Genomic DNA, 14,959 nt, shown 5'->3' with positions numbered 1-14,959 from the left:
GCTGACATGGCCGCATCGCAGATCCTACGCTTTTCGTTTTACCGCGATGTCGCCGGCTTCGGCGCCGCCATGGCCCGGATCGGCGGGCGCAGGACCTTCACGGCATTGCTGTTCCTGATCCTGGGAAGCCTGACCGAAGGCATCTCGATCCTGCTTCTGGTGCCGCTGCTGCATCTGGTCGGGCGACCCGAGCAGAATTTCGCGGTCAGGTTGCCTGACCGCGACTGGGTGCGCTGGCTGGCTCCGGACGGAACGCTGCAATTGACCACGGTGCTTTGCCTGCTGGTCGGGCTTGTCGCGCTGCAGGCAGCGTTCAACCGCTATAAATCCGTCTACATGGCGCGGCTGCTGCTCGACTTCATCAATCGCCTGCGCATGAACCTGTTCGAGAGCATCGGCAAGGCGCGGTGGGGGATATTCGCGCGCATGCGCAGCTCCGATCTCGACCATGCGCTGACCGGCGATATCGACCGCGTGCAGTCGGCGGCGTTCTCGCTGCTGATGCTGGTGCAGATCGCCGTGCTTCTGGCGGGTTATCTCGTTGTCTCGCTGTTCATTTCGACAGTAATGACGGCGTTTGCCATTGTCGTCGGCATCGTCACCTTCCTGGCACTGCAGCCGTTTCGGGCACGAGCCAGCGCCTTCGGCCGGGTTTTGACCAGCAATCGCCAGGAGCAGTACCGAACGGTCTCGGAGTTCCTCGGCGGCATCAAGGTGGCCAAGAGCCTGAATGTCGAGGCGACCTATTACGCGCAGCTTCGCGCGACGCTGGAGAAGATGAAGGCCGACAACATCAACTATGTGCGCAACAGCACCATCGGCACCGCTCTGTTCCAGGTCGCCAGCGTCATTGGTCTGAGCCTGTTCATCTATGTCGCTTTGGTGCGCTTCAACCTCTCGCTGGCCGAGATCGTTGTCCTGCTTCTGGTGTTCATGCGCATTGCGCCGCGCTTCATGGACATGCAGATGCAGGCGCAGCAGGTGCTGATCAACCTGCCGGCCTATGCCTCGATGCGCGACATGCAGGCGCGTTTCGATGCCGAACGCGAGCCGGCAAACCTCGAATCGGATGCCAAGCTGTCGCTCGATGTCGGACTCAACATCCGCAATGTCTCCTTTGCCTATGAGGCCGGCGGCAAGCCGGTGGTGAGCGATGTCACCTTTGGCCTTCCCGCCGGCAAGGTAACGGCGCTGATCGGTCCGTCAGGCTCGGGCAAGAGCACGCTTGCCGACATGCTGCTTGGCCTGCTCGAACCGAGCGAGGGCAAGATCCTGGCCGATGGCGTCGAGATCGGCGCCGCCAACCGCCGGCGCTGGCGCGACCAGGTGGCGTATGTGCCGCAAGACGTGTTCCTGCTGCACGATACGATCGCCGCCAATCTGCGCCTTGCCGCGCCGCAAGCCAGTGACGCGGAGCTGTGGACTGCACTGCGCGCTGCGCATGGCGCCGACTTCGTCGAGCGGCTGGAGTTGCGGCTCGACACGGTGGTCGGCGACCGCGGCGTCCGGCTCTCGGGCGGCGAACGCCAGCGCATCGCGCTGGCGCGCGCGCTGCTGCGCAAACCTTCGCTGCTCATTCTCGACGAGGCGACCAGCGCGCTCGACTGGCAGAACCAATCCCTGATCGCCAAATCGATCGACGGCTTGCGCGGATCGATGACGATCCTGACCATTGCGCACAGGCCATCGATGATCGCCTTCGCCGACTGGGTGGTTGCAGTCGAAAACGGACGAATCGTCGAAGTGGGGCAATATCAGAGGTTGAAAGCGAAGGCCGGCAGCCGCCTGTCGAAAATGCTTTCAGGCGAGCAATCGGAACCCGAGCCGGCCGAAGCAGGCTGAGTCCGGCTGCAAGATGATCCGAGGCCGACCTTGCGGCTTCAGACTGCTCAATGCACGCTGCGCCTCGCCGAGAGCTTCTCGCCTTCAACCGCCTTGTCGGCGCCGAGGCTTCTTTCGGCGTCGCGAGCCCTGTCGGCCGATGTCGGCGCGCTCCTGGCGATCATAACATACACCAGCAGGAAATAACCGACTTGGATGAGGACAGCGCAACCGATGACGCGAAGCACCGTTGTGGTGACCGTCGCGCCGTCGACATAGGACCACGCGACCACGATCGCGAGGGCGAAAACCATTCCAATGACGAATTTTGGTAATGACATGTTCGGCGGCCCGTCAACCGGCCCGAGCATGCAAAAGCGATGACTTACCCACCCGAGTATCTCCCCATTCGCCATGCGAGCTTATTTAGCTGCTCTTTTTCGGCCGGTTGCTTCCGGCCTTCCCAACCCATCCAGACTCTATCAGGAATAATTTGCGACTCTATTAAGGCGCGAAACTGACGGCAAGGGCAACCTGCAATAATTTTCGGCTTGGCGGCGGCTTGGACTCCGCCATGCTGCGATGCACACGCAGGGGTGGTGACCTAACTCGTCATGCGCTTTATACTACAGTAGAATCTACAATGTTGATTAGTATTTTACTTGATTAATTTAGCAAAGCCAGTGATTCGAAAATCAGTTAAAGCCGTTCCCTCTGCGGCAAAGGACGATTTGCCCAAAACCCGCCGAAAAAAGGCATTACATTTCCTACGGTTGCTAATTATTCGTCACAAACCCGCCATAAAGGGCAAAATTTGGGCAAGGAGCGTTTATTATTTAGTCAATTCCTGACGTGACTATTTCAGCCATATGGGAAATTGTGTGTTGCGCTGCAGCATTTTTTTGGTATCGTGGCATAAACCATCCGTTCAACGTATGGAGCTTTTGCATGAGGGACGTTGCCAAGTCGGCCAATGCGGCATTTTCGCATGTCGGCGTAGATTTTCCGCCACCCATCGGCGGGCTGCTGAAGCGCAGTTTCGATATTTTCGGTTCACTTGTCGGCCTGGTGGCGCTTAGCCCGCTGTTCCTGATGGTGGCCCTTCTGGTCAAGCTTTCCGACGGCGGCTCGATCTTCTACGGCCACAAGCGCATCGGACGCGGTGGGCGGATTTTCCCCTGCCTCAAGTTCCGCACTATGGTCGAAGACGGCGAACGTGTGCTGGCCGCCTATCTTGCGGCCAATCCGGAAGCCAACGCCGAATGGATCGCGACCCGCAAGCTGAAGAACGATCCGCGCGTGACCCGCGTCGGCGCCGTTCTGCGCAAGCTCAGCCTCGACGAGCTGCCGCAGATCATCAACATCCTGCAGGGCGACATGAGCCTTGTCGGGCCTCGCCCGGTGGTGCGCGACGAGCTTGAGATCTACGGCAGCGCCGCGGTCTATTATTTGAAGTCGCGGCCGGGCCTGACCGGGCTCTGGCAGGTCAGCGGACGCAACGATGTCTCCTATGACAGCCGCGTCGCGTTCGACCGTCACTATGTCGAGAACTGGTCGCTGTTCGAAGATGTTCGCATCATCCTCAAGACCGTGCCTGCGGTGTGGATGTCGCGCGGTTCCTACTGACCGACCGCAACTGGTCAGCAATCGGGCCGGTACGGCCCGAGCCAATCCGGTCCAAAGCTATTCGGCGATGGGCCGGTCTCGCATTGCAGCCATAGTATTCTGCCAGGTTCCGAAGGAGGCACTCGGCAGCAGGCCTATCGGGCGGATGGGGCCAAAACGGATCGGAAACGTTCAGTTGAAAACAGACATATCAGCGTATTTTCGCCTTGCCGGCCCGATGCGGCCGGCACGGCTCGTCGCCACGTGCCTCGCTCTGTCGCTCGCGGTTCCGGCCATGGCCGACGAGTACCGGCTCGGCTCGCAAGACAAGCTCAACATCCGCGTCGCCGAGTGGCAGACGGTGGAAGGCACGTTCCGTGACTGGTCGGCGGTAAACGGCGAATATTCGGTCGGTCCAGCCGGCAATTTGTCGGTGCCGTTCGTCGGCGAACTGCCGGCCGCCGGCAAGACCACGTCGGAGGTTGCGGCCGCGATCAGCGTCGCCCTGCAGCGCAAGCTTGCCTTGTCGGACAAGCCGGAAGCCTCGGTGGAAATGGTGCAGTTCCGGCCGTTCTACATCTCGGGCGAGATCCAGACGCCTGGCCAGTTTCCCTATGTGCCGGAGCTGACCGTGCTCAAGGCGATCAGCATCGCCGGCGGCATCCGGCGCAACGCCGATTTCGGCACCCAGCTCGGCAAGGATCTGATCACCGCCAAGGGCAATTTCGACATTTATGACGACCAGCGCGTGCGGTTGATCGTCAAGCGTGCCCGCATCGATGCCGATCTCGCCGGCAAGGAGAGTTTCGAGGCGCCTAAGGAAGTCGAGGGCGACCCGCGCCTGGCGACAATCGTCTCCGACGAAATGCAGATCCTGATCTCCGACCAGAAAGCGTTGAAGCTGAAGCTGCAGGCGCTTGACGATCTGAAAGGGGTCCTGCAGTCCGAAATCGAGGCGCTGCAGAAAAAGATCGTCAACCAGCAAAAGCAGGTCGACCTGGCGCAGCAGCAGGCGGACAGTATCGGTCCGCTGGCGCAAAAGGGCCTGGTCGCCAACGCACGCCTGCTTTCCTCGCAACAGTCGGTCACCGATCTGCAGGGCAAGATCCTGGACTATGAGACGGCGATCCTCACCGCCAAGCAGTCGGTCAGCAAGGCGACGCAGGATGCCATCGATGCCCAGAACACGTTGAACTCGAGACTTGCCGCCGACCGGCAGCAGGTCGAAGCAGACCTCAACGAAGCCGCACTCAGGGTCAACATGCAACAGGGCCTGATGGCCCAGGCATCGGACCCGGCCACGACCGCCGCCATCACAAACAACAATGAAGAGCCGGCGCTCATCTATTCGCTGGTGCGCGTGACCGACGGCAAGACCAGCGAGATCGACGCCAAGGAAGATACGCCGGTGCTGCCAGGCGACGTCATTAAGGTGAAGCTGGCGCCGACGGCCAGCCAGTAAGTTCCTGTCTCGCTCAGCTAGACCGGAACGACGGAGGGGCGGGAACCAGTTCGGCTCGTTCGCGCCAGGGTGCGGGCGGGAACTTCCGTTTTTCGACCGCTTGAAGGCATTCCATGCAGCCCGCCGCACCGCGCCACGTCTACCTCAATCTCGATGCCATCCGCGGCGTCGCGGCGATCAGCGTCATGCTCTACCACTTCTCGCCGTTCCTGGCCGCCGGCAAGGTGCTGCCGTCGAGCTATTTGGCCGTCGACCTGTTCTTCCTGCTCAGCGGCTTCGTCATCGCGCATGCCTATGACCGCAAGATCGAAAACGGCATGGGCGTCGGCACCTTCGTGGCGATCCGCCTGATACGCCTCTACCCGCTCTACCTCGCCGGCACGCTGCTCGGTTTCTTCTATCTCGTCGTCAAGAACCGGCTGATTCCGGCGGAATACATGCCGATCTCCGAGATCGGCACCATGCTGACGACCGGCATGTTCTTCATCCCGCTGGTCAGCGATGCCTATCACACGATCTTTCCGCTCAACCCCGCGTCGTGGTCGCTGTTCTTCGAGCTGATCGTCAACATAGCCTATGTCGCCTTCTTCTTCCTGCTGACGAAACGCGTGCTGAGCGTGCTCATCGCCGTCAGCCTGGTGCTGCTGGTCATCGCTTCGATCGTGGCCGGCACCCTCGACTTCGGCATGACCGGATCGACCATCATCAGCGGCCTGCCGCGCGTCTGTTTCTCGTTCTTCCTGGGCGTGCTGCTTTGCCGGTCCATGACACGCTATCAAAGCGGGCTCGGCTTCCTGCGGCGCGGCTGGTGGGTCGAGGGTGCGATCGCGCTGACGCTCATCGTCTTTGCCATCGCGCCGGCCGGCGGCGCGCGCGTCGCCTACGATCTCGCCTGCGTCGTCCTGGTCTTCCCGGCGCTGGTGGTGGTCGGCACTATTGCGCCGACGGCGCCGCGCCTGTCAGGCCTCTATGGCTGGCTGGGGCGGATTTCCTACCCGATCTACATCATCCACACGCCGCTGCTGATGATCATCGCCGGGGCGGGCAAGGCCGCAGCGATCGACCCGTTCGCGCATCATCCATGGTTCGGCATCGTCATGGCGGTTTCGGTCATCGTCATCGCCGACATCGCCACGCGCGTCTATGACGAGCCGTTGCGCCGCTTCCTGCAGCGGCTGATGCTGCGCAAGCGCGCCGTCGCCTAAGATAAGTAAGTCAGACGCGCGCCGGCATGCGGCCGTTGGCGGTGTTCTCTTCCGGCACCGGAACATAGGCCCGCCTTGCCCTGGCGAGCGGCACCGGGCGCAGCTTGAACAGGCCGTAATAGACGATGAACGAGGCCATGAAATAGGGGCCGAGGATCTCGACCTCGAAGAAGGAGCGGATCAGCATCATGCCGACCGCGCCGGCGAGCACCACTGAATCGGCGCTCCAGTCACCGAACACCACCTTCGAAACATGGCCCCAGAAGGAGCGCAGGATGATCAGCGCCAGCATCGTCACGCCGATGAAGCCGAGCTCGACCAGCGTCTCGATATAGGTGTTGTGGAAATGGAAGCCGGTGCGGGTGGAGATGTAGAACTCGGCCCAGAGCCGTTCCGGATCGGCAAAACCCTGGATCCAGTAGGCGGCATAGCCATAACCGAGCACCGGACGCTGCTGCGCGGCGGCCCAGCCCTGTTCCCAGAGATAGGTGCGGCCGGTCAGCGTCGAATCCTTGCCGAAGATGCCGAGCACGACATCGAGCAGGCCAAGGTTCAGCGCAGCCATCACACCGCCGACCAGCGCCGTAGCGCCGACGACGAACAGCACGCGGCGGTAGCGGCGTGACAGAACCTTGCTCATGGCAAGCAAGGCAACGACACCGATCACCGCCGGAAGCGAAGCGACTGACGTCGCCGAGTGGGCGATCGCCAGCATATAGACGGACAGCAGGATGATCGGCGCGGTCCAGACGAAGCTCATCCAGTTGCGCCGGTAGAAGGCCAGAAAAGCGAAGCAGAAGAAGATGCCGAGCGAGGCGAAGAAGCCGATCTGGTTCTTGGAGCCGAAGGCGCCGACGAAATTGGTGGTGCCGTCGATAGTGTCGAGCGCATAGGCGCCAACCTTCAGCGAATACAGCAGCACGATGAAGATGCCGATCAGCGAGCCCAGCACCAGCGTGCGCGTGCTGATGGTGCGCGCCGCGATGTAGGCGCACAGCATGTGGGAGAAATATTGCAGCCCCGCCCGCGCGCTGGTGCCGGCCGCTTGCGACCAGAACAGCGACAGGCAGACATAGGCCGCAAACAGCAGCGGCAGCCAGGCGCTGGAGAGATCGCGGGCGAAACGCCGGTAATCGACGAACAGCAGCGGCAGCCATACCAGATAGTAGGCGAGGATCAGGATCTGGCCGAAATTGGTGGAGTAGGCGAAGGCAAAGACCGACACCGCAACGGCGAAGGCGGCATAGGCCTTGTTGTTGTCCGGATCGATCAGAATGGATTTCGGGATCTTCATATCCGTACCGGATTTCTCATGCTGCCGCCTTTCAGCTGGGCTGAAGCGCCCATGGTCGGCTTTTCTGCGTCAGGTCCGCCCTTGCTGCAGGCGCGACTGCCGAAACGGCCCTTCCCGGAACCCGCACAACGGGCATCCATTGTGCAGTGCAATATAACCTCTATCGCCTGTCACTCAATGGTAAATTTGCCGCGAGGGGTAAAGTTGCCGCGGGCAAGGTCAAAACCACGATGCAACGGACAAATGGCGGTAATGCGGCTCGCTCGTTCGAAAATTCAAAACTGTGGCCGCTACCACAGCGCCCCGCCGGTGATCTGGATGTTTTCCATGGTGATGCCCTTGGCCAGATCCGAGCACAGGAACACGGCTAGAGCCGCGATTTCCTGCGGCTGCAGCATGCGCTGCTGGGGATTGCCCTTGGCGATCTCGGCCATCGCTTCCTCGGCGGTTCTGCCGTTGCCCTCACGCTCGACCACCTGCGCCACGTTGCGGCGCATCAGTTCGGTCTCGACCCAGGTCGGGCTGATCATGACGCAGGTGACACCGTGCGGGGCGCCTTCCAGCGCCACGCAGCGGGTAAGACCGAGCAGCCCGGCCTTCGAGGCGCAGTAGGCCGGGTTGTCCTTCCAGCCGACGGAAGCCGCTGTCGAGCCGATGTTGACGATACGGCCCCAGCCGCGCGCGATCATGCCGGGCAGCACAGCTCGGGTGACGCGGAACGCTCCGCTCAGATTGGTGTCGACGATCTTGTCCCACAGTGCGTCGGGATGGCCGCAGACCGGCTGTTCGGCGGTGGTGCCCGCGGCATTGACCAGTATGTCTCCCGGGCCGATGGCGGCTTGTGCGTCAGCCGCAAACCGGTTGGTCACCTCGCTATCGCGGACATCGAGGTGGGCGGCATAAACCCTGGTGCCGTGTGCCGACAGGGCCAACCGCACGCGCTGGATTTCATCGGCGCCGGGATAGTAGGCGGCGTCGGTTCTGTCGGCGCCGGCGGGGGCGATGTAGGAGCCGACCGCTACATTTGCGCCGGCCTGCGCCAACGCCGTCGCAATGGCGAAGCCCATGCCGGAAAACCCGCCGGTGACGATCGCGCTGCGGCCGGAAAGGTCTGTCATGGGCAGTGAATCTCCGATGCCGACGTTTGATGCCATAGTCTTAGACCCAGCCCGGTGACGAGCGCTACCTTGCCTGCAGCGCTGGTCACCACGTCGCTAAAGCGGTTTGCCCAGCCACTCGCGATAGAAGCCTTCGAGATCGGGTTCGAAGTCGTGCACGATGGGGTAGCCCGGCGCCGCCGCTTCCACTTCGTGCATGGTGCCGCATTGTGGACAGATGAATTCGCGAATTTCCATCCATTGCGGATCGGGAATATCGCTGTTGGGATAGATCTCGCGCAGCGCTTCCTCGGTGTTTCGCACGTTGATCGCGGCCTTGAGCTTCCAGTTCTTGCGGTAGTCGCCGAAGGAGTGGCCGCATTCGCAGCGGGTGATCCGTTCATCGCCGCTTTGGCAGATGAAGAGGTGATCCGAGACCGGCAGCAGGATCGGGTCCTTCCATGCGACACGGTCCTGATAGACGGCGAGCATCTTGAAGAAGCGGTCGTCGTCCTTGTAGGCGCTCATGATGCGCTTTGTCTGCGGCCAGGGCAGCTTGCCGGCTGAGAGATCGCCGAGGACTTCCTTGCTGTATGAGGTCATGGCTTTGCTCCCGGCATGAAGATTGATCTGGCGTCGACGGTCCAGAAATCACTGAAATCCCTGGTGAAGCGCGACGATAGCTTGATCGCGCTGGCATACATTTTCTTCACCTCGGGCGCGAAGTCGGCCTTCTCGACACGGCCGCGTTCGGCAGCGATCCAGTCCGAAACCGGGATCGCCTTGGCCAGACGCTCTCTGCGCATGGCGGCACGACGTTCGACGGTGGCGTCGATATCGGCAACCGGATAACCCTCGGCGTCGTCCTTCAGCACGATGCCGAAAATCTGGATCGCCGCCTGGCGGGTGAGAAAACCGTTCTCGACATCCCAGGCGGTCTTGACCGGATCGCGCTCCAGCACGTCGCCGTAACCGCCGCCACCATTGTAGGAATGGCTGAAGATGTCCCCCGACTTGTGCGGCGAGGTGATGTAGGGGCCTTCGACCACGGCATGGTCGCCGCCGATGTTCTTCTCGTAGTCGGAGACATGCGGATCGATACCTGGGGCATGCGCGAGCGGTTCGCCTTTCGCCGCCAGTTCGTGGATGTTGGAGTTGCGCACCGCGCGATGCTTCTGGCAGGTCGGCGCGGGATAACCGCCGCACATGCCGCCATTGTCGAATACCCGCGAGGAGTGTTCCGAAGTGTGCAGTCGCAGGTGCGAGGTCTTGTTGATCAGCCAGGTCGAGACGAAGGAACAGCCGCCGCGATATTTGCCGGCGCCGCCCGAATTGGGCATGATCGAGCGGCCGATATAGACCATCGGCATCGACTGTTCCCAGACCTCGATGTTGCCCATGTCGGATTCCGGATTCCAGCCGACATAGGCGGTGTCGAGGCCATCGGCGATGGCGAGCGCGCCGGAGCCGGCGGCGGCGCATTCGAAATGCGCCATGCCGAACGGCGTGCCGTACTGGCTTTCGCCGCCCATCTCGATCATCGGGCTGTTGACCTGGCCGACGAAGGCTTCCTCGACGAAGCCGCGCGCGACGAAGCCGCGCGACAAAAGGCGCTGGAACACGCCATAGGCCGGCAGCAGCAGCGCCCAGGATGTGGCGGTCGCCACCATCTCATTGTCGGGGTTGGTCCAGGTGCCGTGCGGCAGCTTCAGCTCGGTCGCCATCCAGGCGCCGTCATTGACCAGGCCCTCGAAATTCATGTGCTGGGTCAAGGTGACGAACATGCCTCCATCCATGCCGGCCGGCGTGCAGTTCATCGAATGGTAGCCCCAGGGCTGCGTGCCCTCGAAGTCCATGGTGATCTTGCCGTCGGTGGTGATCTCCATCTCGATCGGGATGTTGTAGAGCCAGTCGGGATCGCCAAGCAGCTGGAAGCCGGGCTTGCCCGCTGTGACATGGCCATAGAAGGTGTGGCCGCGATAGATGCCGGGCACGGTGAGCTGGCGGGTGCGGGCGAGCTGGGCACGACGACCCTCCTCGATGAACTCCTTCGATACCTTCATCCAGTAGTCGAGGCCGATCTCCGAGATCAACTGCTTGACGCTTTCGCGCATGTCGATGCAGGAGGCGACCTTAGCCTTCTCGTCGAGCACCCAGTAGATCGGCATGCGCAGATTGCGCTCGCAGCGGATGACGTAGTCGCGCCGGATCTCGTCATTCTCGCCGATCTTTTCGGCGCAGACGAACAGGCCTTCGGTGAAGCGCTCCTGCGCCAGGCAGACGTCGCCGCCGGGCGTGATGCCGCCGGCTTCGAGCTCGTGGCAGACCGCACCGGCCCAGCCGACCAGCGTGCCTTCATGGAAGATCGGCACCACGTCCATGACGTCGGGCACCTGCACGGTGCCGATGAAGGCATCGTTGTTGGCAAAGATGTCGCCTTCGCGGATCTTCGGGTTTTCCTCGTAATTGTTCTTGATCATCCATTTGATGAAGCGGCTCATCGTGTGGACGTGGACCATGATGCCGTTGGACAGCGCGATCGCATCGCCCTCGGGCGTATAGATCGCCACCACCATTTCGCCGACTTCGCGCACGCCGGGCGAGGCCGAGATGCGGCGGGCCATTTCGCGGGCCGAGACGCAATAGGCGCGCAGCTTGGTGTGCAGCGTCTCGAATTTCAGCGGGTCCTGGTTGCGTAGCGTGAGCTCGGTGATGCCGTCATAGCAGCCGGTCTCTTCCATCAGCCGTTCTGAATCGAGCAGCCGTTCGCGAAGGCGCAGGGCCGAGGCAGGTTTGTCCAACATGGCGGTGCCCTTTCAAGAATGGGTGTAATGCAGCAGCGTCCACTCATCGACGTGGACACGGTCCTGCGGATGAACAACGAGCGTGGTGGCGGGATGTTCGATGATGGCCGGACCGATCACCTCATGGCCGGGCTGCAATAGGTCCATCTCGTAGAGATTGGCCTTGTGCCAGCGTCCCCCGATATAGGCCTCGCGCACGCCCTTGTGCGCTGCTGCCGGGGCCGACTTGCCGAGCGGGCGCTTCAAGAGCACCGGCTTGACCTTGTCGGCGGTGGCGATCAATCCGAGCTCGGTGATGGTGAAGCCGGCTTCGCCATAGCGCGAAACGCGATGGTTGACCTTGGCGTAGACCGCCTCGAATTCGTCGATGACCCTACGCATGTCGTCAGCCGAATTGACCTCGGCAAGCGGTGCCATGACCTCGACATCCTCGAGCTGGCCGGTGTAGCGCATCATCAGGAACGGCACGGTCTTGATCTTGTCTCTGATATGGCCGTCGCTGATCATCTCGTTGACCGCCGCCTTGGTGAGATCATTCCAGACGTCGGTGACCTTCTTGCCGAAAGCGAGCAGCTCGTCATCGCTTGCGCGGGCGCCGATGTCGTGCTGCGTCGACACCGAATGCCGACGCATGAAATCGGCGGTGGTGCAGCCGAAGGCCGAGAAGGCGGCGGCAAACTGGAAGGTGATGATGTCCTTGAAGCCGATGCCCCTGGAGCAGCCGGCCAGATGCAGCGGACCCGAGCCGCCATAGGACAGCAGCGTGAATTCCGAGGGATGGATGCCTTGGCCGGAAATGACCCGGCGCAGCGCGTTGTTGGCATCGGCTTCCAGCATGTCGATCATGCCTTCGGCAGCCTCCTCGACCCCGACGCCAAGGATGCTGGAGCATTTTTCCTCAAACGCTTTGCGCGCCTTCTCGACCTGCAAGACTACCTTGCCGCCGAGGAAATAATACGGGTTGAGGCGCCCGAGGATGGCGTCGCAATCGGCGATGGTGGGTTCGGTGCCACCCTTGGCAAAGCAGATGGGGCCGGGGTCGGAACCGGCGCTTTCCGGCCCGAGCGAGACTTTCTTGGTCAGCGGGTCGACCTTGAGGATCATGCCGGCGCCGGCGCCGATCGTGTCGAGATGCAGCGTCGGCACGTTGAGCTTGAAACGGTCCATCAGCGGCTCGTTCTCGATCCGCGTCTGGCCGCGCGAAATCACGCCCATGTCGAAGGACGTGCCGCCCATATCCGAGCAGATCAGCGAGTCGTTGCCGATCAGCTTGCCGACATAGGCCGCGCCCAGAATGCCGCCGATCGGACCGGAGATCATGGTTTCGTGCAGGCGCGGGTGGTTGATCGAGGTCAGGCCGCCAAAGGAGAGCAGCGTCTGCACGCCGTATTTGAAGCCGTATTTCTTCGAGACGTCCTCGATACCCCTAAGCTGCTTGCGGCCGCGCGACGTCGCGTAGGCTTCGATCAGCACCGAGTTCAGCCGCGACTGCTCGCGAATGACCGGGCGGACTTCGTGGCTGGTGTAGACCAGGATGTCGGCGCCGGCCTTTGCGATCTCCTCGCGGCAGATCTCGGCGATGCGCTTTTCGTGCACCGGATTGACGTGCGAGAAGATCGTCATGATGCAGATCGCCTCGACCTTGTCGGCGATCAGCTTCCTGGCTGCAGTCGCGACCTCATGCTCGTAGAGCGGCAGCACGATGTCGCCGAACTGGTCGATGCGCTCGGTGACGCCATGGGTGCGACGGCGCGGCACCAGCGGATCGGGATGATGGTGGGTCACCGCATGCAGCCGGTCGGCATAGGAATAGTCGGCCCAGGCCTGCAGGCCGCGACCCATCAGGATCATGTCTTCCAGACCCTTGGTGGTGATCAGGCCAAGCCGGCGCCCGGTGCGCGACAACAGTGTGTTGAGCATGCCGGTGCCGGAATAGAGCACGACGTTGACGCCGGAGAACAGCTGCTCCAGCGAGATACCCCAGGCGTCGGCCGCGTCTTCGGCCGATGCAAGGAAGCCTTCGGCTTCGTTCTTGGGCGTGGTTGCCGACTTGCCGATCTTGAAGTGGCCGTCCTGGTCGACAAGGATCGTGTCGGTCATGGTGCCGCCGGCGTCGATGCCGATGACGATTGGATTGCCGACGATGGGGCTGGTGAGGTTGGGTTGGGTCACGGTCGCCTCAGGATTGCTCTAGGATGGCTCAAGCTAGATTCCTTGGGCGGCCTTGCGCCATATGCCAAAAGACACAATGACCGCCGGACTGGGATCGCCGAGAAAAGGGCATGCGCATGGGCAGCAACATCTGGGCGCCGCTGGCCAGGGCGATTGCCGCCGCCGGCACGGACAGGCATGTCGACTGCCTGATCGACCTGATCGGCGCCGACATCGAGCACGATCTCGTCACCGTGACCCGATATTCGGCGACGCAGACACCGGAGTTTGTCAAGCACCGGCGCTTTTCGGATGAGATGGTGCGGCGCTATCTCGACAATTACTACGTCTTCGACCCGTTCTATGCCTCGTGGCGGCGCGAGCGACGGCTGGGCATCCTGCCGCTGAAACGGCTCGCCGATGACGAGGCCAAGCGCGGCCAGTACATAGCCGGTTTCCTGGCGCAGTCGGAAATCTGTGACGAGGTCGGCATCATGCTGGCGGATGGCGGCGACTGGTGCCTCGGCATCTTCCTCGACCGCTCAACCGCTTCATTCAAGGACAGCGAGATCGCGCTGCTGGACGAGCGGCTACCGGTGTTCGAGGCGCTGCATGCACTCGACACCAAGGCGCGGGGAACAGAATTCTCCCGCACATCGGCGCCAACCGGCCCCGGCGCCTCCCCCCGGCAGGAGCCGACCATCCCGGCCAGCCTGTGGCCGGAGCTTTCCTTGCGCGAGCGCGAACTGGTGCAGCTGATCCTCGCGGGTCACCCGACCGCCAATATCGCCGAGCGGCTCGGCATCACCGTCGGCACGGTGAAGAACCACCGCCGCCGCATCTACGAGAAGCTCGACATAACCACCGAACGGGAGCTGTTTTTGGAATTCTTCCAGCATCGGGCAGACGGTTAGTCCGCCATCGATATGGCCGTCAGTCGTGCAATTGCCTGGAAATCGGCGGGCCGACAGTAAAGCCGGAGAATGTTACCTCAAACCCTTCGCGCTGCGGCGAGCAGCACATCATACCGACATCGACGGATTTGGAGATCGGGAAATAAGCCAGCCGCACCGGCTTCCACTTGCCATCGGTGGTATCAAGATATTGGATGCGGATCGCCTCGGCATGGCGGGTCAGCCGGATGCGCACGCCGTCGGGGCCGGTGGGAATGCTGAGCAGCGACCAGTCCGAGGTGTCGTTGGTGACCACCACCGAAAAGTAAGCCAGCCCGTCGGTGTATTCGATGCCGGCCTTGATCCAGTGCGTTTCACTCAGCCGCAGCATCAGCCCGGCCTGGTCGTAGAGCACCTTGTAGTCGCCCTTGACGGTGACTTCGGCGCTGAAGTCACCCTCGACCGGCCGATACAGGAAATGGCCATTGTCACGCCAGAAACCGTAAAAGGTTTCGCGCCAGAAGTCGGTTTCCCCGCCGGTGCGCACATGCACGATGCCATCACCGAAGGCATGATGCGGCGGCGGGTTGAGCCAGGTCAGTTCCTTTTTCGCCGCTGTCATCGGGT

General features: G+C 62.1%; 12 protein-coding genes. 5 read left to right on the top strand and 7 right to left on the bottom strand.

What is annotated here, in order from left to right; translation table 11 throughout:
- Positions 1-6: 6 nt before the first annotated feature.
- Complete coding sequence (locus X733_RS143720) at positions 7-1,842, top strand: ABC transporter ATP-binding protein (RefSeq protein WP_023819504.1); 1,836 nt, start codon at positions 7-9, stop codon at positions 1,840-1,842.
- A gap of 47 nt (positions 1,843-1,889) precedes the next feature.
- On the opposite strand, the gene X733_RS143725 is transcribed toward X733_RS143720, so the two are convergent.
- Positions 1,890-2,162 (bottom strand): hypothetical protein, encoded by a 273-nt coding sequence (locus tag X733_RS143725; RefSeq protein WP_023711266.1) that lies wholly within the window; start codon positions 2,160-2,162, stop codon positions 1,890-1,892.
- 607 nt (positions 2,163-2,769) lie between these two features.
- Here X733_RS143725 and X733_RS143730 point away from each other — a divergent pair.
- The 3 genes from X733_RS143730 to X733_RS143740 all read left to right on the top strand — a co-directional run bounded on the left by X733_RS143730 (position 2,770) and on the right by X733_RS143740 (position 6,093).
- On the top strand, positions 2,770-3,447 hold the full coding sequence (locus X733_RS143730; RefSeq protein WP_023668816.1) for a sugar transferase: 678 nt from the start codon (positions 2,770-2,772) through the stop codon (positions 3,445-3,447).
- Between the two features lie 217 nt (positions 3,448-3,664).
- Complete coding sequence (locus tag X733_RS143735) at positions 3,665-4,888, top strand: polysaccharide biosynthesis/export family protein (protein ID WP_032896262.1); 1,224 nt, start codon at positions 3,665-3,667, stop codon at positions 4,886-4,888.
- Between the two features lie 113 nt (positions 4,889-5,001).
- On the top strand, positions 5,002-6,093 hold the full coding sequence (locus X733_RS143740; RefSeq protein ID WP_023819503.1) for an acyltransferase: 1,092 nt from the start codon (positions 5,002-5,004) through the stop codon (positions 6,091-6,093).
- Positions 6,094-6,103: 10 nt separating this feature from the next.
- On the opposite strand, the gene X733_RS143745 is transcribed toward X733_RS143740, so the two are convergent.
- From X733_RS143745 to X733_RS143765, 5 genes are all read right to left on the bottom strand, one after another.
- Positions 6,104-7,387 (bottom strand): O-antigen ligase, encoded by a 1,284-nt coding sequence (locus X733_RS143745; protein ID WP_023819502.1) that lies wholly within the window; start codon positions 7,385-7,387, stop codon positions 6,104-6,106.
- 290 nt (positions 7,388-7,677) lie between these two features.
- Positions 7,678-8,505 carry an SDR family oxidoreductase gene (locus X733_RS143750; RefSeq protein WP_023819501.1) on the bottom strand — a complete coding sequence of 276 codons (828 nt, stop codon included), beginning with the start codon at positions 8,503-8,505 and terminating at the stop codon, positions 7,678-7,680.
- A gap of 96 nt (positions 8,506-8,601) precedes the next feature.
- Entirely contained in the window at positions 8,602-9,087 is a 486-nt protein-coding gene (locus X733_RS143755) for an acetone carboxylase subunit gamma (RefSeq protein WP_023668821.1), read from the bottom strand.
- Entirely contained in the window at positions 9,084-11,288 is a 2,205-nt protein-coding gene (locus tag X733_RS143760) for a hydantoinase B/oxoprolinase family protein (RefSeq protein WP_023819500.1), read from the bottom strand. The genes X733_RS143755 and X733_RS143760 overlap by 4 nt, the downstream gene beginning before the upstream one ends.
- A gap of 12 nt (positions 11,289-11,300) precedes the next feature.
- A complete protein-coding gene (locus tag X733_RS143765; RefSeq protein ID WP_023819499.1) occupies positions 11,301-13,460 on the bottom strand; it encodes a hydantoinase/oxoprolinase family protein in 2,160 nt (719 codons plus the stop codon).
- Between the two features lie 110 nt (positions 13,461-13,570).
- Between X733_RS143765 and X733_RS143770 the strand changes: the two genes are divergently transcribed.
- The gene (locus X733_RS143770) at positions 13,571-14,353 is read left to right on the top strand and encodes a helix-turn-helix transcriptional regulator (protein ID WP_023819498.1); all 783 of its coding nucleotides are present in this window, start codon (positions 13,571-13,573) and stop codon (positions 14,351-14,353) included.
- Positions 14,354-14,372: 19 nt separating this feature from the next.
- Here the strand turns inward: X733_RS143770 and X733_RS143775 are convergent, their stop codons facing one another.
- Complete coding sequence (locus tag X733_RS143775; RefSeq protein WP_023819497.1) at positions 14,373-14,954, bottom strand: DUF1349 domain-containing protein; 582 nt, start codon at positions 14,952-14,954, stop codon at positions 14,373-14,375.
- Positions 14,955-14,959: the final 5 nt, after the last annotated feature.

The organism is Mesorhizobium sp. L2C066B000 (genome assembly GCF_000502335.1).
Classification (GTDB): domain Bacteria; phylum Pseudomonadota; class Alphaproteobacteria; order Rhizobiales; family Rhizobiaceae; genus Mesorhizobium.
This window is presented reverse-complemented; position numbering and strand designations above follow the sequence as displayed.

Bases quoted from the DNA above. Each gene is read 5' to 3' on its own strand.
- X733_RS143720 (WP_023819504.1), top strand. From the start codon at position 7: ATGGCCGCATCGCAGATCCTACGCTTTTCGTTTTACCGCGATGTCGCC.
- X733_RS143725 (WP_023711266.1), bottom strand. From the start codon at position 2,162: ATGTCATTACCAAAATTCGTCATTGGAATGGTTTTCGCCCTCGCGATC.
- X733_RS143730 (WP_023668816.1), top strand. From the start codon at position 2,770: ATGAGGGACGTTGCCAAGTCGGCCAATGCGGCATTTTCGCATGTCGGC.
- X733_RS143735 (WP_032896262.1), top strand. From the start codon at position 3,665: ATGCGGCCGGCACGGCTCGTCGCCACGTGCCTCGCTCTGTCGCTCGCG.
- X733_RS143740 (WP_023819503.1), top strand. From the start codon at position 5,002: ATGCAGCCCGCCGCACCGCGCCACGTCTACCTCAATCTCGATGCCATC.
- X733_RS143745 (WP_023819502.1), bottom strand. From the start codon at position 7,387: ATGAAGATCCCGAAATCCATTCTGATCGATCCGGACAACAACAAGGCC.
- X733_RS143750 (WP_023819501.1), bottom strand. From the start codon at position 8,505: ATGACAGACCTTTCCGGCCGCAGCGCGATCGTCACCGGCGGGTTTTCC.
- X733_RS143755 (WP_023668821.1), bottom strand. From the start codon at position 9,087: ATGACCTCATACAGCAAGGAAGTCCTCGGCGATCTCTCAGCCGGCAAG.
- X733_RS143760 (WP_023819500.1), bottom strand. From the start codon at position 11,288: ATGTTGGACAAACCTGCCTCGGCCCTGCGCCTTCGCGAACGGCTGCTC.
- X733_RS143770 (WP_023819498.1), top strand. From the start codon at position 13,571: ATGCGCATGGGCAGCAACATCTGGGCGCCGCTGGCCAGGGCGATTGCC.
- X733_RS143775 (WP_023819497.1), bottom strand. From the start codon at position 14,954: ATGACAGCGGCGAAAAAGGAACTGACCTGGCTCAACCCGCCGCCGCAT.